The organism is Amycolatopsis marina (genome assembly GCF_900111885.1).
Lineage (GTDB): Bacteria > Actinomycetota > Actinomycetes > Mycobacteriales > Pseudonocardiaceae > Amycolatopsis > Amycolatopsis marina.
Window position 1 is genome coordinate 1 of sequence record NZ_FOKG01000021.1, and the last position, 22,599, is coordinate 22,599.

The following is a 22,599-nucleotide window of genomic DNA, read 5'->3' on the forward strand; positions in this document are numbered from 1 at the left end:
GAAACCCGTTCTTTTGTGCCGTCTGCTGAGTTTGTGGCGGGGGCGAATGTGTCTGGGGAGTGGTATGAGCGGGCTGGGGTTGATCGTGAGGGGTTTTGGGCGGAGCAGGCGGGGCGGTTGTCGTGGGAGCGGGGGTGGGATCGGGTGTTGGACTGGTCCGGGGCTCCGGTGGCGCGGTGGTTTGTGGGTGGGTCGTTGAATGTGGCTTATAACTGTGTGGATCGGCATGTGGAGGCGGGGTTTGCCGATCAGGTCGCGATTCATTGGGTGGGGGAGCCGGGTGATCGGCGGGATCTGACGTATGGGCAGTTGCGGGTTGAGGTGTGCCGGGCGGCGAATGCGTTGGTGTCGTTGGGGGTGGGGTCGGGGGATCGGGTGGCGATTCAGTTGCCGATGATCCCGGAGGCGATTGTGGCGATGCTGGCGTGTGCGCGGATCGGGGCGTTGCACAGTGTGGTGTTCGGGGGGTTTTCCCCGGCGGCGTTGCGGTCGCGGGTCGATGATGCGGCCGCGAAGGTGGTGATCACCTCCGATGGGCAGTATCGGCGGGGTAAGGCGGCGCCGATGAAGGCCAATGTGGATGAGGCGTTGGCGGGGGCGGAGTCGGTGGAAACGGTGCTGGTGGTGCGCCGGACCGGGGATGAGGTGTCGTGGGTGCAGGGCCGGGATGTGTGGTGGCACGAGGTGGTCGAGGCCCAGTCGGACAGTCATACCGCGGAGGCGTTCGACGCGGAGCATCCGTTGTTCATCCTCTACACCTCGGGCACGACGGGGAAGCCGAAGGGGATCCTGCACACCTCGGGTGGGTATCTGACGCAGGCGGCCTACACCCATCATGCGGTGTTCGATCACCGGGCGGGCGAGGATGTGTACTGGTGCACCGCCGATATCGGGTGGGTGACCGGGCACACCTACATCGTGTACGGGCCGTTGGCGAACCGGGCCACGCAGGTGGTGTACGAGGGCACGCCGAACACCCCGCACGAGGGGCGGCACTGGGAGATCATCGCCGAGCACAAGGTGTCGATCTACTACACCGCGCCGACGCTGATCCGCACGTTCATGAAGTGGGGTGCCGACATCCCCGCCCGCTACGACCTGTCGTCGCTGCGGGTGCTGGGCAGTGTGGGTGAGCCGATCAACCCGGAGGCGTGGATGTGGTATCGCGAACACATCGGCGGTGAGCGGTGCCCGGTGGTGGACACCTGGTGGCAGACCGAGACCGGGGCGATCATGATCTCCCCGCTGCCCGGGGTCACCGCGGCCAAACCCGGTTCCGCGCAACGCGCCCTGCCCGGGATCTCCGCGAAAGTGGTCGACGACCAAGGGGTCGAAGTCCCCCCGGGCGGCGGCGGATACCTGGTGCTCGACGAGCCGTGGCCGGCGATGCTGCGCGGGATCTGGGGCGACGAGCAACGTTTCCGCGACACCTACTGGTCCCGCTTCGCCGAGCAGGGCTTCTACTTCGCCGGTGACGGCGCGAAATACGACGACGACGGCGACATCTGGCTGCTGGGCCGGGTCGATGACGTCATGAACATCTCCGGGCACCGCATCTCCACCACCGAGGTCGAATCCGCCCTCGTGTCCCACCCCGACGTCGCCGAAGCCGCCGTCGTCGGCGCCACCGACCCCACCACCGGACAAGGCATCGTCGCGTTCGTCATCCTCCGCGGCACCGCCACCGACCACGGCACCGACACCGCCACCACCCTGCGCAACCACGTCGCCACCGAGATCGGGCCCATCGCCAAACCCCGCCAAATCCTCGTCGTGCCCGAACTCCCCAAAACCCGCTCCGGCAAAATCATGCGCCGACTCCTCCGCGACATCGCCGAAAACCGCGAACCCGGCGACGTCACCACCCTCGCCGACACCACCGTCATGGACCACATCACCACCGGCCTCAACAAAAACACCACCGACGAATAACCCACCAAACACGGGCAGGGGAACTGTTCCCCTGCCCGTGCTTGGAAACTGTCGGCGGCGGGTAACCAGGCGACTATGAACGAGCGAACCGGAGGCCGTGCCGACGACGTGCCGCTGTCCGAACACCAGCGCCCCGCGGGCATGGACGACGTGACGGTGCGGGCCGTCGGGGCACTCAGTGAGGCATTGGAAACCGTCGAGCGGGCTCGTGGGCAGCTCTACGGCTTCCACCAGTTGACCGGTAGGGCGGACGCACAGCTGGCTACCGCCGTTGACCTGTTGCGGGAGGCGGGTCACCACGAGATCGCCGACCGGCTGGATCGCGAGCTGGTGGGCCGCAATGTCATCGAAGGCCGGTGGACCTTCCAGGTGGTCGAGGAGTACGACGACGGTTACTACGTGCCGTTCCAGGGGCACGAGCGCCGTGTTCGTGACGAGATCGCCGGCGGGCGCAGGCACGTGTACGAAGCGGAGATGAAGGAGCGGGAGCGCAGCAGGCGCCCAGACGGCACGCCGGAAAGCCTCCATGCCGCGACACCGGCCTCCGAACCGGGCTGAGGGTGCGGGTTCAGCGTCCCAGCTGATTCACGATCTCCAGCAGCTTCTCCCGGAAGGCCTCGTCGTTGCCGAGCGCGCCCCACACCACGGGGTCATGCCGCTCCGCGACGACCGCGCGCTGGTAGACCTTCCGCCCCTCGGAAGTGGCGCTGATCAGCACCCGCCTGCCGTCCTGCGGGTCCGAGCCGCGCTCGACGAATCCGGATCGGCGCAGGCGGTCGACGATACGGCTCATCGTCTGATCGGCCACCCTGCACCGGTGTGCGAGGACGCGCTGGGGCAGTGCGTCCCCGCCGAGGGTGTGCAGCGCGACTAGCCCTGCGTGCGTGAGGTCCAACTGCTCGAGAAGGACCGCCCAGCGGGCTTCGATCAGGCGGGCGGCCACCGAGAGCAGGCGTCCGGTCGGCCAGGCGCGGACGTCCTCCGCCGACCCGGCGAGCGGCTCGGTGTCCACCCTCACACTCCTCCGTGCTGCGCAATGTTCAGCATGCTGAATAATAGTCCCATGGTCTCCGATCGCGCGAGTGAGCGCACCGGCCGCTCACGGGTGCCGGCCCTGCGGTGGATCCTGCCCGCGTTGCTGATCGTCGGGTGGCTGGCACTCGGTGCCGTCGGCGGACCGTTCGCCGGAAAGCTCAGCGAGGTCGCGGAGAACGACAACGCGGCCTTCCTGCCGTCCTCCGCGGAGGCCACGGAGGTCAACGAACTGCAGAAGCAGTTCGCCGACAGCCAGACGGTGCCCGCCATCGTCGTCGCCGAACGGACCGAGGGGATCTCCGCGCAGGATCGGACGTTCCTCACAGCGGCCTCCGCGAGGATCAGTGAGATCCCCGGCGTGGCAGGTGCACCCTCCCCGCCGATCCCGTCGCCACTGGACGACCAGGCCGTGCAGGTCATCGTGCCGATCGCCGCCGATGGCAACCCGGGGGACGTCGTCACCGAGGTGCGAGCAGCGTTGACCGGGGCGCCGGAGGACCTGACGGTGCTGGTCACGGGCCCGGCGGGGCAGCTCGCGGACCTGGTCGAGGCCTTCAGCGGGATCGACGGGCTACTGCTTATCGTGGCGGGTTCCGTGGTCGCGTTGATCCTCGTCGTCGTGTACCGCAGCCCGGTGCTCCCGGTGCTGGTGCTGCTGTCGGCGGTGTTCGCGCTCGGCCTCGCGAGCCTGATCGTGTACCTGCTGGCCGACGGCGACGTGCTGGCGCTGAACGGGCAGAGTCAGGGGATCCTGTTCATCCTCGTGTTCGGCGCCGCGACGGACTACGCGCTGCTACTGGTATCCCGGTTCAGGGAGGAACTGCGGGACACCGCCGACCGGGTCGAGGCCATCGGGAAGGCTTGGCGGGCGACGATAGAACCGATCGCCGCGTCGGCGGGCACCGTCATTCTGGGAGTGCTGTGCCTGCTGTTGAGTGACCTGAACTCGAACAAGGGCCTCGGCCCGGTGGCCGCTATCGGGATCGCCGCCGCACTGCTGGCCTCCACGACCTTCCTCCCGGCCGCGCTCGCGTTGCTCGGGCGTGCCGCGTTCTGGCCCTTCCGTCCCGAGCTGGGCTCGGAGCATCCGGAGAACTCGGGAATCTGGGGCCGGATCTCGCGCGCGGTCGGTCGTTCGCCGAGGCTCATCTGGATCGGCACGACAGTGGTGCTCCTGCTCGGAGTCGCGTTCGTCCCGCAGCTCAAGGCGAGCGGAACCGCGCAGTCCGACGTGTTCCTCACGCCGGTGGACTCCGTGGCCGGTCAGGAGATTCTCGGCAGGCATTTCCCGGCGGGCGCGGGCTCGCCCACGGTGATCGTCGCCAATTCCGGACACCTGGGCCAGGTGCTCGACGCGGCGCGGGTGGACGGCGTCTCACGTGCCGCACCGATGGCGGGCCCGGACGGTGCGCCGAAGGTGGTGAACGGGCGAGTTCTGGTCGAGGCGGTGCTGACGACCCCCGCGGACTCCGAGGAGGCAATCTCCACGGTGCAGCGGATTCGCGAATCGGTGCACGAGGTGCCGGGTGCCGATGCCAAGGTCGGAGGCCGGACAGCGATCCAGCTCGACACGCAGGAGACGTCCGAACGCGACCGGGCATTGATCATCCCGGTCGTGCTGGTGGTGATCTTCCTGGTGCTCGCGTTGCTCCTGCGCGCGTTGCTGGCGCCGCTGCTGCTGATCGCCACGGTGGTGCTGTCGTTCGGCGCGACGATGGGGGTGTCGGCGCTGGTCTTCAACCACGTGCTGGGCTTTCCCGGGGCGGATCCGGCGGTGCCGTTGTTCGCGTTCGTGTTCCTGGTGGCGCTGGGAATCGACTACAACATCTTCCTGATGACCCGCGTACGGGAGGAAGCCGTGCGCTCGGGGACGAGGAAGGGCACGCTGCGGGGGTTGTCGGTCACCGGAGGGGTGATCACGTCCGCGGGTGTGGTGCTCGCGGCGACGTTCGCCGCGCTCGCGGTGCTGCCGATCCTTTTCCTGGCGCAGATCGCGTTCATCGTCGCGTTCGGTGTCCTGCTGGACACGACGATCGTGCGCTCACTGCTGGTGCCCGCGCTGAGCATCGAGATCGGCGACCGGGTGTGGTGGCCATCCGCGCTGTCGAGGCGAGGACGCCCCGGTGCCTCAGCCGGCTCCGCCGGGCCAGCTCAGCGTGACGATGCCGTTGCCGGATGAGCCGAGGTCGGGCGTGTCGTCCTTGCCGTGACCGGCTTCGCTGAGCGCGTCAGCCACCTCAGCGGCGCGGGATCGCGGGAGGCAGAGCCTGCGCCGGGTGACGTCCACCATCGTGGCGAAGTCCGGGTGCTCGGTGGCGGGGAAACGCTGCCAGCGGGCGACTTCGGGAGTGATGCCGAGTTCGCCGAGGGCCGCGATGGCATCATCCGCGGTGGGGCCGTCCGGCCGGCGAATGCCGTGGAACCACACCCAGAGCTCGTTGAGCGCGGTCAGCGGATGCCGCTCGGCGAGGTCGAGGACCACCAGCCTGCGCGCGTGCGAGGTCAGGGCGTTGACGAAGGCGGGCAGATCCGGCGCGTTGTAGAGCACGTGATGGCAGACGACGACGTCGAAGGCGGGCAGATCCTCGCCGACTTCGGGCCAGGTTCCGCGCACGGTTCGCGCCGCGACGCCGATCTCACTCGCGCGCAGGGCGAACCGAGCGAGCAGTTCGGCGTCGCCGTCGACCGCCGTGATATCTGTGCTTCGCGGGGCGAGCGGCAGACTCGCCGACCCGGCACCGGCGCCGACGTCGAGGACGGAGCCGGATGGGCGAAGTGCCTGCCAGGCCACCTCGAACGAGGCCCCCTCGGGCCGGTCGAGCTGGGATCGTGCGCGCCGGACGAACACGTGGCGGGGGAGCACCCAGGGGGAGTCCTCGGCGTCGGCGAGGACGGCAGGGGGTATCTCCCAGGCGGCGAGGGCGTCCCGCCAGTGCTGGATCGCGTTCACGTCGTTCGCCTCCTGCGGTGCTGGTGTGTCAGCGATGATGCCCTGCCGGGTTGGGGCGGCTATGGCTTGCTTCGCATTGTCGGTCCTCGGAACTGTCAGTCCTCGGCCAGTTCCTCCTTGATCCACTTCGTGATGGAGGAATGGCGGGGGCGCCAGCCGAGTTGGCCGCGGGTCGTCTCGTCGCGAACGCGACTGTTGGATCCGAGCGCGAAGGCGGCGAGCTCGTGCCCCCACTCCTGCACGGCAGCGTCGATGTCCCAGCCCTCTGCCGTTCCCAGGTCCAGCGCTTGAGCGATTGCGCTGGTGATGTCGGCGAGCGATGCCTCGCCGTTCTCGACGAAGTAAAATGATCCGGCCGGGGCTGCTGTCAGTGCGAGCAGGTAGAGGTCGGCCATGTCGTCGACGTGGACATTCGACCAGAGATTGTCGCCCGTGCCCACTCGTCGCACGGTTCCGCTCTTGCGGGCTTGCCGCACCAGTGCGGGGATCTGCACACTGTCCCGGCCGATTCCCCGTCCGTGCCCGTAGATCATGGTGTTGCACAGGACCACCGTGCGCACGCCGCGATCAGCGGCCGCCAGAACGTACCGGTCGATCGCGACCCTTGCCTGCTTGTCATCGGCAGGACGCCAGGTCGAATCTTTGCCGAGAATGTCGTTGGCGAAGACCTCGTCTGACGCCTCGCCACGGGAGTCGGTGCCGACGATGCTCGAACCGCTGGTGTGCAGCAGTGGTTTGCCTGATCCCGCGAGCCCCGCTACGAGTGCTTCCACGGCGCCCCGGTGATCACTGTCGGCGGCATTGATCACGGCGTCGGCGGCAAGGGCCTGATCGACGAGCAGGTCATGGTCTTCCAGCCTCCCGAGAGTTGCGGTCGCGCCCAGCCGTTCGAGCTCCTGCGCCTTGTCGGGGGCCCGAGCCAGGCCGACGACTTCGTGACCTGCCCGTAGCAGTCGGTCGGCGATAGTACCGCCGATGTAACCCGTCGCACCTGTGACGAACACACGCATGAGGTCCAGCCAATCTATGCGTAGAAGCTTTATGTATATGCATAGATTGCAGCTGCATGGAGTTTGTGTCAAACTACTGTCCGAGGAGGTGGTTATGCCGCAGGTCACCGCACGTACTCCGCGGATCACGTTGCCAACGCCCCTGGAGCGACGGTGGCAGGCGCTACGACGGTTGGAAGCAACCCTTGGCGAGGCATTGGATCGAGCCCTTCAGGCCGAGCACGGAGTCTCGGTGTCCGAGTACGCTGCCCTGGCAGCGCTGGCCTTCTCCGATGACGGTGGTCATCTGCGACAGCAGGTCCTCGCCGATGCGATCCCGCTCCAGCAGAGTTCACTGAGTCGCTTGGTCTCTCGGCTGGAACGAGCCGGCCTGACCGAACGTTTCCACTGTCCAAACGACCGGCGTGGTGTCTACACACAGATCACCGACCGAGGACGCGAAGTCGTGTTCGCGGCGCGCGCCACCTACTTGGACGTGGTCGACCGCGCTCTCGCAGGGGCCGCTGGCGATCCAGAGTTGATTCCCCTGACCGAGCACCTCCGCGGCACGCCGTCCGACGACCAGACTTGAGCTACCGGCGTGGCCGCGCTACCCGACAACATCAGTCTCGGCCGGAGACCCTGGAACTGCGAACTCGCGCCCTGGAACTGCCAACTCGGACGCCGGAACTGCGAACTCGGGGGCGGCATTACGATCGGTGGTATGTCGGATCGGTTGTACTTTCGCCAGTTGCTCTCGGGCCGCGACTTCGCGGTCGGTGATCCGATCGCCACGCAGATGCGGAACTTCTCCTACCTGATCGGTGACCGGGAGACCGGCGAGGCCGTCATCGTGGATCCGGCTTATGCGGCTGGCGATCTGCTCGAGGTCCTGGCCGGGGACGGGATGCGGCTGACAGGCGTGCTCGCCACCCATCACCACCCGGACCATGTCGGGGGCGAGATGATGGGGTTCGCACTGCCCGGCGTTCCGGAGTTGCTGGCGTTGCAACAGGTGCCGGTGCATGTCAACCAGGCCGAGAGCGAGTGGGTGCGGCGGACCACCGGCATCTCGGCGTCCGATCTCGTGTCGCACGACCACGACGACCTGCTCGAGGTCGGGGCGATCCCGCTGCGCCTGCTGCACACGCCGGGACACACCCCCGGCAGCCAGTGCTTCCTGCTGGACGGCCGGCTCGTCGCAGGCGACACGCTGTTCCTCGAGGGCTGCGGCCGGACCGACTTTCCCGGCGGGGACTCGGACGCGATGTACCGCAGCCTGCAGTGGCTGGCCGGACTCGACGGCGATCCCACGGTGTACCCGGGACACTTCTACGCCGCCGAACCGTCCGCGTCGCTCGACGTGGTGAAACAGGAGAACTTCGTCTTCCGCCCGCGCTCACTGGAGCAGTGGCGGACCATGTTTCCCTGAGTGGCCCCGGGTTCAGGACATGCCCAGCCTGCGTTCGATGGCGATCTCGATGACCACGCGTTCCGGATTGGGTTTCGGCGTGCGCTGGTAGCGCCGCGCATAGCGCTGCTCGGCGTCGCGCACCGATTCCGCGTCCTCGCGAACGACCGCTCGACCCTCCAGAGTGGACCAGCGTCCCCTTTCGACCTGGCTCACCGCGACGACGGCACCGTCCGCTCCCGCGGCGCGCACGTTACGCGCCTTGACGCTGCCCCTGCGGCAGATCACCCGTGCGACACCGAAATCCTCGTCCACGGTGACCCCGACGGGCACCACGTGTGGCGATCCGTCGGCACGCAGGGTGGTCAGTGTGCAGAGATGCCATTCGCTCCAGAACTCGCGTAGTTCGTCCGTGGCAGTTGGTGCGGTCGTGGTCATGCCCGCATTCTGTCAGTGCCCGTCTGACCGGACCCACCCTCCCGGTCAGCCGCGCCGGAATCGCCAGGTCTTGCTGTCGAACGCCACGCAGATCCCCGGGGAGAGGACGATCACCCTTAGCGTGCCGTCCCGTTCGTCGTAGTCGATCCCCTCGGTCTCGAACTCGCCGCCGCAGCCGCTCTCCAACGGCAACTGTCCGAGAGCGCTGACGCGGCCGGTGACATCGGAACCGTCCAGCGGCCTGTCGAGATCGACCTGGAGCAACGGTTTCGTCACGCCGAAGAGGTCGCCTGCCGGGTCGTTCGAGGAACACAGCAGCCGGGTCGCCGAGACGAAGTCACAGCCCTGGACGTCCCGGACGGGGCGATCGAGCCGGACGGCCGAGGCGTACGGGAGATTCGCGCCGGGATCGGTGAACGCGATTCCGGGCATCGGGTGCACCAGCAGGCGTTCCTTCGTCCCCCACTCGCCCGCGACCAGCCAGCGGCCGCCGGGAGAGACCGCGGCGAAGGAGTTGTTCGAGGCCTCCCACGACTCCAGTGCGTGGGTGTACTCCGCCCAGGAGCCGTCGGGTGCCTGCACCCGGAAGAGTTTGGGGCCGCGGTCGTCGCGCTGGTACGGCTCGACGTAGTAGCCGTTGCCCGCCCCCGGATCCCCGACGTGGTTCCAGCCGCGGGAGGCGACGCCCGGCGGGATGGTGCCGACGCCGGTGTAGCGGAACTCGGTGCCGCCCGCGCGCTGGACAGTCGCGAGCCCCTGGCTCTCGTCCAACGGGCGCGCCCGGTCGGAGCCGATCGGCGTCCACGGGCCGGTCGCGGACGCTCCCACGGGTGTCGCGACCATCAGCATCGCCGCCAGCGCCACGAGGATCCCGGTTCTCCGCACTGTTCGCTCCGCTCGTCGCGCCGCTGGATCAGGTCCCTGAGTACCAGCTCCGCCGCTCCTGGTGGAACCAACTTACGAATGTTCTTCATATTCGATCGGCCCTTGACCGTGTGTGGTCTGGACCACTAATCTCCCGAAATCGTCTACAAAGTTTCCTATTAGCCCTGCGGGGAGGGACGGCATGCGCGACGGAAGCCCTCGGCTGCTGCGGGCCATCAACGACCGCGTCGCCATCGGCGCCCTGCTCCGAGAGGGGCCGCTGACCAGAGCGGACCTCGGCGACGTGATCGGGTTGTCGAAACCGGCCACCGCTCAGCTGCTGGTCCGGCTCGAGCAGGACGGCTTTCTCGTCCGCGAGGGGGTCCGTGGCGGTAGCCGTGGCCCGCGCGCCCAACTGTGGGCGGTCAACGGTTCTGTCGCGTATGTGGCGGCCGTGGATCTGACCCCGCACGGCGCGGACTTCCTGATCGCCGACGTGACCGGGCGTGCGGTGGGCGAGCAGTGGACCGAGCTGCCGATCGAGGAGGGAACCGATGTCGTCGGTGCCTTCGCCGCCGCGCTGGACGCCGCTGCCACCAAGGCCGGCATCGAGCTGGGCCGCCTGCGACAGGTGGTGCTCGGGGTGCCGGGGGCACTCGACCCCCGAACGGGCCGCCTGGAATCGGCGCCACACCTTCCCGGCTGGTCCGGCTTCGACCTGCGCGCCGAACTGGAGCGGGCGATCGCGCCAGCCGTGACGGTCGAGAACGACGTCAACCTGGTGGCGCTACGGGAGATGGCCGAAGGAGAGGGTGCCGCGTTACGTGACTTCGTCCTCGTCTGGCTCAGCGAGGGTGTCGGTGGCGCGGTGGTGTTGAACCGGACCCTGCGCCGCGGTGCCTCGGGCAGCGGCGGGGAGATCGACTGGCTGCGGGTGCCCGACCCCCATGCCAAGGGGACAACGGGGACTCGGTGGGGCGATCTCGTCGACTCCCCGGCGATCCTCGCACTGGCGAGGACACACGGAATGTCCGCGAGCACCGGTTGGGCGGCGGTCGGTGCCGCGGTCGAGGCGGGCGAGGGCGGCAGGGAATTCCTTGCCGACCTCGCCCGTCGTATCGCCGTCGGCGTCGCGAACGTGGTCAGCGTCGTCGACCCCGAGGCGGTACTGCTCTGTGGCGAGGTGAGCAGGGCGGGCGGGACGGTCCTGGCCGAACTCGTCGCCACCGAACTGCATCGGCTGGTGGTCGCGGCCACGCCGGTCGGGCTCGCCTCGGTTCCGGGAAACGCCGTGCGAGCCGGTGCCCTGCAGGCGGCGCTCGTCGCGGTGCACGAGGACGTGTTCGGCCTGGCCCCCACGGCCAGTGATGTGCTCCACCGTTCCCCATCCGTGCACAGCTGACACAGGAGGGCCCATGCGCTCCACCATCCGCACCACCAGCATCACGGGTCGCCACCGAGGCAGGGCCCTGGTCTGTGCCGCGACGGCCACCGTGCTCACCGCCTGTTCCGGGGCGGCAGGCGGGCCGGGGGACACCGGAGTCGCCGCACCGGCACCCGCCGCCGACGCGGAACTGACGCTCACCGTGTACAGCAAGTTCAGCGCCAGGGAGTACGACGTCGTCACCGGGGCCATGGAGGGGCTCCGGGAGAAGTACCCGAACATCCGCGTCGAGCACGAGGGCAACCAGGACGACGACAAGCTGGCCGCCTCGATCCGCGGCGGAAACCCGCCGGACGTCGCGATCTCCTTCTTCACCGAGAATCTGGGCGCCTGGTGCGAGAACGGCAGCTTCCAGGATCTGGGGCCCTACATCGAACGCGACCAGATCGACCTGAACGTCATTCCCGAAGCGGTGCGGAACTACACCGAGTTTCGCGGTCGCCGTTGCGCGATGCCGATGCTCGCCGATGTCTACGGCTTCTACTACAACACCGAGCAGTTCGCCGATGCCGGAATCACCGTGCCCCCGAAAACCACCTCCGAGCTGCTGTCCCATGCGAAGAAGCTGACGAAGTTCAACCCCGACGGCTCCATCGCGGTGGCCGGATTCCTGCCCTCGATGCCGTTCTACAACAACCAGGCGCAGATCTGGGCGCCGAGTTTCGGTGCGACCTGGCTGGACGAGCAGGGCCGGTCGAACCTGGCCGCCAGTCCGGAATGGAAGGAGCTGTTCCGCTTCCAGAAGTCCCTTGTGGACTACTACGGGCACGAGAAGCTGGAGCAGTTCAAGGCGGGACTCGGTGACGAGTTCTCCGCCGACCACGGCTTCCATCGGGGCAAGATCGCGATGATGTTCGATGGCGAGTACCGCACGGCGTTCCTGGACGAGCAGGCGCCTGACCTGAAGTACGCGACGGTGCCCCCGCCGGTGGCCGACAGCCGGCCGGACCGCTACGGCGGTGCCTTCACGACCGGGACCATCGTCGCCATCCCGAAGGGGGCGCCGAACCCGGGCGCTTCCTGGGAGCTGGTCAAACACCTCAGCCTGGACACCGAAACGCTGGTGGAGCTCGCCAACGGACTGAAGAACGTCCCCAGCACCGTTCCCGCGCTGGAGGATCCCCGGCTCGAGGTGGACGAGCACTTCCAGCCCTTCCTGGACATGTTCTCCGGCGGCAAGCTGATGGCGAACCCGACCACTTCGATCGGCGACGCGCATCTGAAGGCGGTCAACGACTTCGCCGAGCGCTGGCAGGCAGGCGCGGAACCGGACCTGGAGGCCGGGTTGCGCGCGGTGGACGCGCAGATCAACGACGAACTCGAGCACGGGCCCGGCGGGAACTGAGCGGGATGACCGCCACCCTCCGAAGGCCGGCGGTCGGCGACGTTGCCGTGTCCAGAGGGGGGACACGGGAACAACGCCGCCGCAGGCACCGGCTCACCGTGCTCGGTTTCATGGCGCCGGCCCTGGCCGGTTTCCTCATCTTCTTCGGCTATCCGCTGATCGCCACGGTCTACTACTCCTTCACGCACTACGACCTCGTCAACGCCCCGGTGTGGGCCGGTTTCGACAACTACGTGCGGATGTTCACCTCCGAGCCGGTGGTGGGTACCGCGGCCTACAACACGCTCTGGCTGGTGATCGTGCTGACCGTCACCAGGGTCGTGTTCGCGCTCGGGGTGGCCTCGGTGATCGCCAGACTGCGGCAGGGGGTCGGCCTCATCCGGACATTGTGTTACCTGCCCGCACTGGCTCCACCCGCGGCGGCGACGCTGGCGTTCGTATTCCTGTTCAACCCGGAATTCGGGCCGGTGAACCGATTCCTGCGCGCGGTGGGTGTCGAAGGTGGGCTCTGGTTCAGCGACCCGGACATGGCCAAACCGGCGCTCACGCTGCTGGTGCTGTGGGGCTCCGGCGAGCTGATGATCATCATCCTGGCCGCGCTGCTGGACGTTCCGCGGGAGCAGCACGAGGCGGCCGCGCTGGACGGGGCCGGAGCGGTGCGGCGGTTCTGGCACGTCACCGTGCCCTCGATCTCGCCGGTGCTGCTGTTCGGTGTGGTGAACTCGATCATCTTCGCGCTGCAGTTCTTCACCCAGGCGATCATCGCCGGTTCCGCCGCGGCGGGCTCGTCCGACGTCGCGGGCAACACGAAGTACATCGGAGCTCCGCAGAACTCCACGCTCACGTACCCGATGTGGCTCTACGTTCAGGGATTCCGGTACTTCAACATGGGCTATGCCGCGGCGATGGCCGTGCTGCTGTTCGTCGTGTCGTTCGGGTTCACCGCCCTGCTGGTCCGGCAATTGCGCAGAGCCTCGCACGTCGAGGACGTTTCATGAGCGTCCAGTCAGGCCGCGGGACACGCTGGGACCGCAGGTTCTCCTGGATCGCGGTGCACAGTCTCGGTCTCGCTCTCGGGCTCGTCTTCACGCTGCCGCTGGTGTTCGTCGTCCTCACCGCGGTGATGGAGGACGACCAGGCGATGACGTCCAGCCTGTGGCCGGGGGAGTGGCACTTCGAGAACTTCCGCACCGTCTTCGAACGGGCCCCGCTGCTCGAGTACCTGGGCAACAGCCTGCTGTACTCGACGCTGGCGACCCTGGGCATCCTGCTGTCGGCGGTGCCCGCCGCGTACGCACTGGCCAAACTGCGCTGGCGCGGTCAGCACGTGTTCTTCGTGCTGACCGTCGCGGCGATGATGCTGCCGCCTCAGGTCGTCGTGGTACCGCTCTACGACCTGTGGGTGCGGCTGGGCCTCACCGGCAGCCTCGCGCCGTTGATCATTCCCTACGTGTTGTTCGACGCGTTCAGTGTGTTCCTGCTGCGTCAGTTCTTCCTGACCATCCCGAAGGACTACCTCGACGCCGCCCGGATCGACGGCTGCTCCGAACTGCAGGTGATGTTGCGCGTGCTGGTGCCGATGGCGAAGCCGGGTATCGCCGCGGCGGGCATGTTCTGCTTCCTCTACACCTGGAACGACTACTTCGGACCATTGTTGTTCGTGGGGGAGAACCGGGACAGCTGGCCGCTGTCGCTCGCGCTGGCCTCGTTCCGGGGTATGCACCATGTGGAGTGGAACCTGACGATGGCGGCCACCGCGCTGGTGATGGCTCCCGTGATCGTCCTTTTCGTACTCGCCCAGCGCTCGTTCGTTCGCGGAATCACGTTTACGGGAGTCAAAGGATGAGATTGACGGTCGTCGGCGGAGGGTCGACGTACACACCGGAGCTGGTGGACGGGATCTGCGCGCGCCGATCCACACTGGACGTCGAGGAGCTGGTCCTGGTCGACCCCGACGAGCGCAGGCTGGAGATCGTCGGTGACTTCAGCCGTCGGCTGCTGGCCCGCGCCGGTCATCCCGCCCTCGTGCACACGACGACCAGTGTGGCCGAGGGCGCCGAGGGCGCGTCCGCCGTCCTGTTGCAACTACGGGTCGGCGGCCAGCGTGCCCGGCGCAGCGACGAGACGTTCCCGCACGCCTGTGGATGCGTCGGTCAGGAAACCACGGGAGCGGGCGGCCTGGCCAAGGCGCTGCGGACGGTTCCGGTGGTGCTCGACATCGCCGACCGTGTCCGGGAGGTGGCAGGTCCGGACGCGTGGCTGGTCGACTTCACCAATCCGGTCGGCATCGTGACGCGCGCGTTGCTGGAGGCGGGACACCGGGCGGTGGGTCTGTGCAACGTGGCCATCGGATTGCAGCGGCTGAGTGCCCGGTTGCTGGGGGTGGACAGCGCATCGGTGCGCCTCGACCACGTCGGGCTGAATCACCTGAGCTGGGAGCGCCGGGTACTCGTGGCCGATGCGCACGGGGAGACCGATCGGCTGCCGGAACTGCTGGCCGCGCACGGGCCGGAACTGGCCGAACACGTCGGCGCCCCATGTGACTGGCTGCGCAGGACGGGGATGTTGCCGTCCTACTACCTGAAGTACTTCTACGCCCATGACGAGGCGGTCCGGGCGCAACTGACCGAACGGCCCCGTGCCGATGTCGTCAGCGAGGTGGAGGCCGAACTGCTCGCGTGCTACGCCGATCCGGCCCTGGAACGGACACCGGAGTTACTGGCGAGCAGGGGAGGCGCCTACTACTCGGAGGCCGCGATCGAGCTGGTGCGGGCGCTGATTGGCGCGGGGTCCGCCGGGGAGCATGTGGTGAACGTGCGTAACGAGGGCACCCTGCCGTTCCTGCCGGACGACGCGGTGATCGAGACGGCGTGCGCTGTGGACTCCTCGGGGGTCCGGCCGCTCCCGCAGCGGCCGGTCGAGCCGCTGCTGCGCGGACTGATCGCGCAGGTTAGTGCCTACGAACACCTTGCGCTGGACGCCGCGCTGCGCGGCGGGCGGGACCGGGTGGCCGACGCCCTGCTGGCCCATCCCCTCGTGGGCCAGTACGCCCTGGCCGACCGCCTGGCCGACGACCTGGTCGCGGCGAACCGTGCGGTGCTGCCGTGGGTGCGAAAGGGATGAGCGACTGGCACCGGGAACGAGTTGGGTACGGCTCTGAGCGATGTGCAGCCTGCCGGCGAGTGAGGCGAAAAGCATGAGCGACTGGCACTGGGATGAGGTGATAGTCGCGATCGACGGGGGCAACAGCAAGACCGACGTGGCCGTGGTGAGTGTCCGCGGCGACCTTCTTGGCCGTGCCAGAGGTCCGGGTGCCTCGCCCCAGACCGTCGGGGTGGACCGCGCTGTCACGGTGTTCGAGGAGCTGGCGGTGCGGGCGCTCGCCGCGGCGGGGCCGACGTCGTCGTCGCGGCCCTTCGTCCGGCACGTCTCCGCCTACCTTGCCGGGCTCGACCTGCCCTACGAGGAGGAGACCGTGCGGCATGCCCTGCTCGCCCGCGGCTGGTCGCCTTCGGTGGCGGTCGGCAACGACACGTTCGCTCTGTTGCGGACCGGATCGGCCGACGGCACCGGGGTCGCGCTGGTGTGCGGTGCGGGGATCAACTGCGTCGGGGTCGGCCGGGACGGCAGGGTCCACCGGTTTCCGGCACTCGGCCGGATCTCCGGGGACTGGGGCGGCGGGCTCGTGCTGGGTGAGGAGGCACTGTGGTGGGCGGTCAGGGCGGAGGACGGGCGTGGGCCCGCGACAGCCTTGCGATACGAGGTGCCGCGCCAGTTCGGGCTGGACGCGGTGACCGACGTGGTGTGGGCACTGCACACCGGTGCGCTGGCTCCTGCTGCGCTGCACGAGCTGTGCCCGGTGCTGTTCGCGGTCGCGGCCGGGGGCGACACCGTGGCCGCGGCGGTGGTGGCCCGGCTGGTGGAGGAGGTCAGCACGATGGTCGGTGTCAGTCTGCGCAGGCTCGCGATGACCGCCGAACCGGCGGCGGTCGTGCTCGGGGGTGGGGTACTGACCGGTGTCGGGCCGGGAGTCATCGCCGAGATTCGACGACGTTGCGCACGGACGGCTCCGCTGGCCGATGTGCGGGTGGCGGAGCTCGCGCCGGTGTTCGGCGCCGCGCTGCTCGGACTCGATGCCCTGAACGCGGGAGCGGCAGCGGCGAAGTCGCTGATGTCAGCCGGTCTCGACGAAGGACTCGGGGTCGGCGACGATGGCCCTGACTGCTGAGCCCGCCGCGCCGCGGACCGCGGCCTCTGTTCCGAGGGCGGAGCGGACCACCCTGATCGGCGCGAAACCGGCGCTCATCACCCGAGTCTCCAGCTCGGCGACCAGGGCGCCCGCGAGCCAGGGGTGCAGACGCGCGTAGGCGCCGCCGAGCACGACCGCTGGAACGTCGAGCAGGTTGACCACATCGGACAGTGCGGTGCCGAGCCAGCGGCCTGCGGAGGCCGTCGCGGCGAGCGCGGCCGCATCGTCGTGCTCGAGTTTGCGGACCAGTTCCCCGAGTTGTTCCGACGGCCTGCCGTCGGCGGGCACACCCGCGCGGCGCAACACGGATTCCTGACCTGCCAGGCGTTCCAGGCACCCGCGGGAGCCACAGGAGCACGCCGGGCCGTCCGCATCGACGGAGAAGTGCCCGATCTCCCCACCGAAACCGCGCACGCCCTCGAAGAGTTCGCCGGCCACGACGATCCCGGCGCCGATGCCGACCTCGCCGGAGACGTGCACGTAGTCCCGCAGTCCGTCGTGGCCACCGGCCCAGAGTTCGGCCAGTGCGGCGAAGTTGGCCTCGTTGCCGGGCAGGATGGACAGTGCCGGCAGGTCCAGTCTGGCCCGCAGTTCGCCGGGCACGTCCACGTCGCGCCAGCCAAGGTTGGGGGCGACGCGGAGCACTCCGCTGCCGGACTCGACCAGGCCCGGCAGCGCGACGCCGATGCCGCCGATGCGCACCCCGAGCGCCTCGGCCTCCTGGAGGGCGTCACGTACGGCCCTCGCGGTACGGGCGAGGACCCGCCCTGTCGGTTCCGTCCGGTTGTCCGTCTCACGCACCAGCCTGCTCCGCATCCGGCCGGTGAGGTCCACCAGGCAGGTCGCGAGGTAGTCGACGCCGATCTCGACGCCGAGCCCGTGCGGGCCCGTCTCCGACAGCGAGAGGGCGGCACCGCGGCGGCCGGGCCCTTCGCGGCGGGCCGGGCCGGAGTCCGTGACGAGACCGGCGGCCAGCATGCGTTCCACGAGGCTGGACACGGTCGCCTTCGTGAGTCCGGTACGCCCGGCGATGGAGGCCCTGGAGATACCGGGTGTGTCCGCGATCGCGGCCAGCACGAGTGCGGAGTTGTGCCTGCGCACGGTGTGCTGGCCCGCGGGATGCGGGGATGCCGGTCGCGGTGAGGTCACGTCGAGAGCCTAAACGTTCAGGGCCTGAACGAACCTCTTGACCTGCCGTCGGCCCCGCAGATAAGTTCAGTCGTCGAACTAATTGGCCGGGCTTTGCGGGCCCGGGCTCGTGAAGAACAGTGGAGGGCACCGTGGCACAACCGTCGACGCGCAGGCCAGTGCGCGAGGACAAGTTCAGCTTCGGTCTGTGGACGGTGGGCTGGCGCGCTGTCGATCCGTTCGGGGACGCGACACGTCCGACGTTGGACGCGGTGGAGGCCGTGCACCGCCTCGCCGACCTCGGCGCGTGGGGGATCACCTTCCACGACGACGATCTGATTCCGTTCGGGACCGGCGAAACCGAGCGGGACCGGCAGATCGCGCGCTTCAGGGCCGCGCTGGACGAGACCGGGCTCGTGGTGCCGATGGCGACGACGAACCTGTTCGGCCACCCGGTGTTCAAGGACGGCGGCCTGACGAACAACGACCGCGGCATCCGCCGGTTCGCCCTGCGCAAGGTGATGCGCAACATGGACCTCGCCGCGGAGCTCGGAGCGTCCACCTACGTGCTCTGGGGTGGCCGTGAGGGGTCGGAGACCGATGCCGCGAAGGACGTCGGCGCCGCGCTCGACCGCTACCGCGAGGGCATCGACACGCTCGCCCAGTACGTGCTCGACCAGGGCTACAACCTGCGGCTGGCGCTGGAGCCCAAGCCGAACGAGCCGCGCGGCGACATATTCCTGCCGACGATCGGCCACGCGCTCGCGTTCATCTCCACCCTCGAGCACCACGACATGGTCGGGGTGAACCCCGAGGTCGGGCACGAGCAGATGGCCGGGCTGAACTTCGTCCACGGCATCGGACAGGCGCTGTGGCAGCGCAAGTTGTTCCACATCGACCTCAACGGCCAGCGCGGCCCGCGCTACGACCAGGACCTGATCTTCGGGCACGGCGACCTGCTGTCGGCGTTCTTCCTGGTGGACCTGCTGGAGCACGGAGGCTACGAGGGCCCCCGCCACTTCGACTACAAACCGCTGCGCACCGAGGACATCGACGGTGTCTGGGCCAGTGCGGAGGCGAACATGCGCAGCTACCTGGTGCTGCGCGAACGGGCGCGTACCTTCCGGGCGGACCCGAAGGTGCAGGAGGCGCTGGCCTACTCCGGGGTCCCGGAGCTGTCGGTGCCGACGCTGTCGCCAGGGGAGAAGCCGGCGGATCTGAAGGCCGATCGGGCCGCCTTCGAGGACTTCGACGCCGACGCGGCCGCCGCACGGGGCTATGGGTTCGCCGCACTGTCCCAGCTGGCGCTGGACCACCTGATCGACGCCCCGCGCTGAGCGACCGCGCGCTCGGCGGCCACGGCCTGAGCGTTGCTCAACACAGGCCTCTGGACAGGGCGAGCGCGGCCGTCCGGACCGCGGGTGCGACGCGGTCGGTCCGCATCCGGTTAGACCACCCGGAGATCGAGATGGCGGCGACGGCCGTGCCGCCCGCGTCCAGCAGGGGGCTTGCCGCGCACACCACACCCGGTCCTGACTCCTCGCGCTCGTAGGCGATGCCCTCGGTGCGGATCCGGTCGAGCTGACGGCGGAGCAGGCCGGGTGCGGTGACGGTGCGCGGGCTGAGCCGGGGCATTCCGGCGTCGATGACCGCCTGCACCCGCGCCTCCGGGCCGTTGGCGAGAATCGCCTTGCCCACCGCGGTGGCGTGCGCGGGAAAGCGGCCCCCGATCCTGGACGGCAGGCGCGGCGCGTCGGGCCCGCGCAGGACGTCGAGGTAGACGACCTCGGTGCCCTCCAGGACCGCGAGGTGCACGGTGTTGTGCGTGGCCTCCCTGAGGTCGGCCAGGTACGGGCGCGCGGCATCGACGATGCCCCGCTGCCGGGTGGCCAGCTGCCCGATCTCGAACAGCCGCAGTCCCAGCCGCAGCGAGCGGCCGTCGCGTTCCAGCAGTCCGTGGGTCACGAGGTGCCCGGTCAACCGGTGCACGCTCGACTTGGGCAGCGCCGTACGGCGGGCGAGTTCGGACACCCCGAGTGCGTCGTCCCCGGGGCGGAACGCGGTCAGCAGAGCACTGATCCGGGCTGCGGTGGAGACGTCGTCGTTCCGCTCAGCGGCACACATGTGTTGATTGTGCCGTATCCGGCGGGGAAGTGTGCGGATCGTCGGCACAGTTCTGTGACGGAGGGAGCCCGCGCATGACCGAGCGGAGACGAGTGACGGCCGCGATCGTGGGGCCGGGCAACATCGGCACGGACCTGCTGGTGAAGCTGCGCCGCAGCGAGCTGGTGGATGTGCGGTACATGGTCGGGGTCGACCCGGCCTCCGACGGGCTGGCCAGGGCCGCCGACCTGGGCGTGCGTACGTCGGCGGCCGGGGTGGACTGGCTGCTGGAGCAGGAGGACCGCCCGGACCTGGTCTTCGAGGCGACCTCCGCCGGAGCGCACAGGGCGAACGCGCCGCGCTACGCCGAGGCCGGGATCCAGGCCGTGGACCTGACTCCGGCCGCGATCGGTCCCTTCACCTGTCCCGTGGTGAACCTGCCCGACCAACTGGGCGCGCCGAACCTGAACCTGATCACCTGCGGCGGCCAGGCGACGATCCCGATCGTGCGCGCCGTGTCGCGGGTGACGCCGGTGCCCTACGCGGAGATCGTCGCCTCGGTGTCGTCGCGCTCCGCTGGTCCTGGCACCAGGGCGAACATCGACGAGTTCACCGAGACCACGGCGCACGGCATCGAGTCGGTCGGTGGTGCGGCGGCCGGTAAGGCGATCATCATCATCAACCCGGTGGAACCGCCGATGATCATGCGGGACACGGTGTTCTGTGCGATCGGTCCGGACGCCGACCGGGACGCGATCACCGCCTCGATCGAGCGGATGGTGGCCGACGTCCGGGGGTACGTGCCGGGGTACACGCTCAAGGCCGAGCCGCAGTACGACGACCCGTGCCCCGACTGGAACGGCCGCGGCCGGGTCGCGGTGTTCCTGGAGGTGGCGGGCAACGGCGACTACCTGCCCGCGTTCGCGGGAAATCTGGACATCATGACGGCTGCCGCCGCCCGGGTGGGGGAGTTGCTGGCGGAACGAATCCTGGACCGGAAGGCGGTGACAGCGTGAGCGACCGGAACTGGAACGACGGCGGCCGCGAGGTGCGGCTGGTGGACACCACGCTGCGCGACGGCAGTCATGCGATGGCGCACCGGTTCACCGAGCAGAACGTGCGGGACACGGTCCGGGCACTGGACTCCGCGGGCGTCTCGCTGATCGAGGTGACGCACGGCGACGGCCTCGGTGGGTCCACCTTCAACTACGGATTCTCCCTGGTCGACGAGCGCACGCTGATCGCGGCGGCGGTCGAGGAGGCCCATGACGCGCGCATCGCGGTGCTGCTGCTGCCCGGCCTCGGCACCGTGACGGACCTGCGCGCCGCGGCCGATCTCGGGGCGGGCGCCGTGCGGATCGCCACACACTGCACCGAGGCGGACGTGTCGGTGCAGCACTTCGCGGCGGCCCGCGAACTCGGTCTCGAGACGGTCGGGTTCCTGATGCTCTCGCACATGTCGACGCCGGAGGCGCTGGCGCGGCAGGGACGGATCATGGTGGACGCCGGCTGCCAGTGCGTCTACGTGGTCGACTCGGCAGGCGCCCTGATCCTCGAGGAGGCGGCGGACCGGATCGCCGCGCTGGTGGCCGAGTTCGGCGACCAGGCCGAGGTGGGCTACCACGGGCACCAGAACCTGAGCTTCGGCGTGGCGAACTCGGTGCTGGCTCACCGCGCGGGAGCGCGGCAGATCGACGGATCCCTGGTCGCGCTCGGTGCCGGAGCGGGCAACTCGCCGACCGAGGTGCTCGCCGCGACGTTCGAGCGCCTGGGCGTCGGCACCGGAGTGGACAAGGACGTGCTGATGGCCGCCGCGGAGAACGTGGTGAAGCCGTTCATCACCCGCCTGCCCGTGATGGACCGGTCTTCGATCATCCAGGGGTTCGCCGGTGTGTACTCCAGCTTCCTCCTGCACGCCGAGCGGGCCGAGCAGCGCTACGGGGTGCCCGCCCACGAGATCCTCTACCGGGTCGGGGCGGCGAGGTATGTGGGCGGCCAGGAAGACATGATCATCGACATCGCCCTGGAGATCCTGCGTGAGCGCGAGGAGGCGGGGGCGGCAGACGCTCGGGTCAGCGCGGACGCCCTGTCAGGCTCGCGCGGCTGAGCAGGTGGACACAATGCGTGACCAGGCGTTCCCTCGGTGCCGTCAGGGTGCCTTCCAGATGGGCCACGAACAGGTTGGTCAGCGCGCCGACCAGGCCGATCGCCGTCATCTCCCGGTCCAGTTCGTCGGCGCCGGTCGGCAGCTGTTCCCGAATCAGCGCGGCGAAGGCGGGCAGCAGCTCCACGCCCTTGCGGCTGAGCGTGGGGTCGGTCAGCGGCGCGATCAGCAGGACCCTGCCCTTGCGCGGATCGTCCAGCATCAACTCGACGAACGCGGTCACGGCCGCTTCGGCCCGCTCGTTCGCGGAGACAGGGGCCGCCGCGACGGCGTCGACAAGCGCCTGGTGGGCCTGCGCGCCGACCTGCTCGTAGACCGCGAGCACCAGGGCCTCGCGGTCGCTGAAATTCTCGTAGAAGTACCGCTCGGTGAGTTTCGCCGTGCGGCATACGGCGCGCACGGTCACCGCCGCGCTGCCACCGGTGCCAAGGAGGTCGAGGCCGGCGGCCAGCAACTGCTCACGTCGAGCGTTCCGGCGATCGGTCAGTGTCGTGCCGCCCCACGTGCGCCCTGCTGTGTCGGCCATCACGTCCATTCTCCAGTACCG

At 69.1% G+C, this 22,599-nt stretch carries 22 protein-coding genes; 14 read left to right on the plus strand and 8 right to left on the minus strand.

Translation table 11 applies throughout. The features are described 5' to 3' along the window. Both acs and BM199_RS26850 read left to right on the plus strand, forming a co-directional pair. Positions 1-1,932: acetate--CoA ligase (acs, locus tag BM199_RS26845; RefSeq protein WP_143101933.1), on the plus strand; the 1,932-nt coding region annotated here is incomplete at its 5' end. Between the two features lie 75 nt (positions 1,933-2,007). After that, positions 2,008-2,490, plus strand: coding sequence for a hypothetical protein (locus tag BM199_RS26850; RefSeq protein WP_091677145.1), 483 nt, complete (start codon positions 2,008-2,010; stop codon positions 2,488-2,490). 10 nt (positions 2,491-2,500) lie between these two features. Here BM199_RS26850 and BM199_RS26855 read toward each other — a convergent pair whose 3' ends face one another. Next, complete coding sequence (locus BM199_RS26855; protein ID WP_091677147.1) at positions 2,501-2,944, minus strand: MarR family winged helix-turn-helix transcriptional regulator; 444 nt, start codon at positions 2,942-2,944, stop codon at positions 2,501-2,503. A 51-nt stretch (positions 2,945-2,995) separates the two neighbouring features. Here BM199_RS26855 and BM199_RS26860 point away from each other — a divergent pair, with 51 nt between their 5' ends. Next, on the plus strand, positions 2,996-5,146 hold the full coding sequence (locus BM199_RS26860) for an MMPL family transporter (RefSeq protein ID WP_091677150.1): 2,151 nt from the start codon (positions 2,996-2,998) through the stop codon (positions 5,144-5,146). Here the strand turns inward: BM199_RS26860 and BM199_RS26865 are convergent. Both BM199_RS26865 and BM199_RS26870 read right to left on the minus strand, forming a co-directional pair. Continuing rightward, positions 5,096-5,917 carry a class I SAM-dependent methyltransferase gene (locus tag BM199_RS26865; protein ID WP_091677152.1) on the minus strand — a complete coding sequence of 274 codons (822 nt, stop codon included), beginning with the start codon at positions 5,915-5,917 and terminating at the stop codon, positions 5,096-5,098. The two genes, BM199_RS26860 and BM199_RS26865, sit on opposite strands and share 51 nt — an antisense overlap. A gap of 95 nt (positions 5,918-6,012) precedes the next feature. Continuing rightward, complete coding sequence (locus BM199_RS26870; RefSeq protein WP_091677155.1) at positions 6,013-6,927, minus strand: NAD-dependent epimerase/dehydratase family protein; 915 nt, start codon at positions 6,925-6,927, stop codon at positions 6,013-6,015. Positions 6,928-7,159: 232 nt separating this feature from the next. Here BM199_RS26870 and BM199_RS26875 point away from each other — a divergent pair, with 232 nt between their 5' ends. Both BM199_RS26875 and BM199_RS26880 read left to right on the plus strand, forming a co-directional pair. After that, entirely contained in the window at positions 7,160-7,498 is a 339-nt protein-coding gene (locus BM199_RS26875) for a MarR family winged helix-turn-helix transcriptional regulator (RefSeq protein ID WP_245788768.1), read from the plus strand. 132 nt (positions 7,499-7,630) lie between these two features. Further along, entirely contained in the window at positions 7,631-8,338 is a 708-nt protein-coding gene (locus BM199_RS26880) for an MBL fold metallo-hydrolase (RefSeq protein WP_091677342.1), read from the plus strand. Between the two features lie 12 nt (positions 8,339-8,350). On the opposite strand, the gene BM199_RS26885 is transcribed toward BM199_RS26880, so the two are convergent. Both BM199_RS26885 and BM199_RS26890 read right to left on the minus strand, forming a co-directional pair. After that, entirely contained in the window at positions 8,351-8,755 is a 405-nt protein-coding gene (locus tag BM199_RS26885) for a TIGR03618 family F420-dependent PPOX class oxidoreductase (RefSeq protein ID WP_091677160.1), read from the minus strand. A gap of 45 nt (positions 8,756-8,800) precedes the next feature. Continuing rightward, complete coding sequence (locus tag BM199_RS26890) at positions 8,801-9,640, minus strand: hypothetical protein (RefSeq protein WP_091677163.1); 840 nt, start codon at positions 9,638-9,640, stop codon at positions 8,801-8,803. Positions 9,641-9,842: 202 nt separating this feature from the next. Between BM199_RS26890 and BM199_RS26895 the strand changes: the two genes are divergently transcribed. The 6 genes from BM199_RS26895 (at position 9,843) to BM199_RS26920 (ending at position 16,636) form a co-directional block, all read left to right on the plus strand. Next, positions 9,843-11,021 (plus strand): ROK family transcriptional regulator, encoded by a 1,179-nt coding sequence (locus BM199_RS26895; RefSeq protein WP_091677344.1) that lies wholly within the window; start codon positions 9,843-9,845, stop codon positions 11,019-11,021. Between the two features lie 13 nt (positions 11,022-11,034). After that, complete coding sequence (locus BM199_RS26900; protein ID WP_091677166.1) at positions 11,035-12,408, plus strand: extracellular solute-binding protein; 1,374 nt, start codon at positions 11,035-11,037, stop codon at positions 12,406-12,408. Positions 12,409-12,413: 5 nt separating this feature from the next. Then, the gene (locus BM199_RS26905) at positions 12,414-13,406 is read left to right on the plus strand and encodes a carbohydrate ABC transporter permease (protein ID WP_091677169.1); all 993 of its coding nucleotides are present in this window, start codon (positions 12,414-12,416) and stop codon (positions 13,404-13,406) included. Further along, positions 13,403-14,254, plus strand: coding sequence for a carbohydrate ABC transporter permease (locus BM199_RS26910; RefSeq protein WP_091677171.1), 852 nt, complete (start codon positions 13,403-13,405; stop codon positions 14,252-14,254). The genes BM199_RS26905 and BM199_RS26910 overlap by 4 nt, the downstream gene beginning before the upstream one ends. Beyond that, on the plus strand, positions 14,251-15,531 hold the full coding sequence (locus BM199_RS26915; protein ID WP_091677174.1) for a 6-phospho-beta-glucosidase: 1,281 nt from the start codon (positions 14,251-14,253) through the stop codon (positions 15,529-15,531). Before BM199_RS26910 ends, BM199_RS26915 begins: the two co-directional genes overlap by 4 nt. Positions 15,532-15,604: 73 nt before the next feature. After that, positions 15,605-16,636, plus strand: coding sequence for an N-acetylglucosamine kinase (locus BM199_RS26920; protein ID WP_091677347.1), 1,032 nt, complete (start codon positions 15,605-15,607; stop codon positions 16,634-16,636). On the opposite strand, the gene BM199_RS26925 is transcribed toward BM199_RS26920, so the two are convergent. Continuing rightward, positions 16,583-17,806: an ROK family transcriptional regulator gene (locus BM199_RS26925; protein WP_245788771.1), complete on the minus strand. Its 1,224-nt coding sequence runs from the start codon at positions 17,804-17,806 to the stop codon at positions 16,583-16,585. The two genes, BM199_RS26920 and BM199_RS26925, sit on opposite strands and share 54 nt — an antisense overlap. Before the next feature lie 131 nt (positions 17,807-17,937). On the opposite strand from BM199_RS26925, the gene xylA reads away from it, so the two are divergent. Beyond that, the gene (gene xylA, locus BM199_RS26930; RefSeq protein ID WP_091677353.1) at positions 17,938-19,122 is read left to right on the plus strand and encodes a xylose isomerase; all 1,185 of its coding nucleotides are present in this window, start codon (positions 17,938-17,940) and stop codon (positions 19,120-19,122) included. 37 nt (positions 19,123-19,159) lie between these two features. Here the strand turns inward: xylA and BM199_RS26935 are convergent, their stop codons facing one another. Further along, the gene (locus BM199_RS26935; RefSeq protein ID WP_091677177.1) at positions 19,160-19,909 is read right to left on the minus strand and encodes an IclR family transcriptional regulator; all 750 of its coding nucleotides are present in this window, start codon (positions 19,907-19,909) and stop codon (positions 19,160-19,162) included. A gap of 74 nt (positions 19,910-19,983) precedes the next feature. On the opposite strand from BM199_RS26935, the gene BM199_RS26940 reads away from it, so the two are divergent. Together BM199_RS26940 and dmpG are read left to right on the plus strand one after the other, a co-directional pair. Beyond that, positions 19,984-20,904: an acetaldehyde dehydrogenase (acetylating) gene (locus BM199_RS26940; RefSeq protein WP_091677180.1), complete on the plus strand. Its 921-nt coding sequence runs from the start codon at positions 19,984-19,986 to the stop codon at positions 20,902-20,904. Continuing rightward, positions 20,901-21,995, plus strand: coding sequence for a 4-hydroxy-2-oxovalerate aldolase (dmpG, locus tag BM199_RS26945; RefSeq protein ID WP_091677183.1), 1,095 nt, complete (start codon positions 20,901-20,903; stop codon positions 21,993-21,995). The genes BM199_RS26940 and dmpG overlap by 4 nt, the downstream gene beginning before the upstream one ends. Here the strand turns inward: dmpG and BM199_RS26950 are convergent. Continuing rightward, positions 21,961-22,578, minus strand: coding sequence for a TetR/AcrR family transcriptional regulator (locus BM199_RS26950; protein ID WP_091677356.1), 618 nt, complete (start codon positions 22,576-22,578; stop codon positions 21,961-21,963). The two genes, dmpG and BM199_RS26950, sit on opposite strands and share 35 nt — an antisense overlap. Positions 22,579-22,599: the final 21 nt, after the last annotated feature.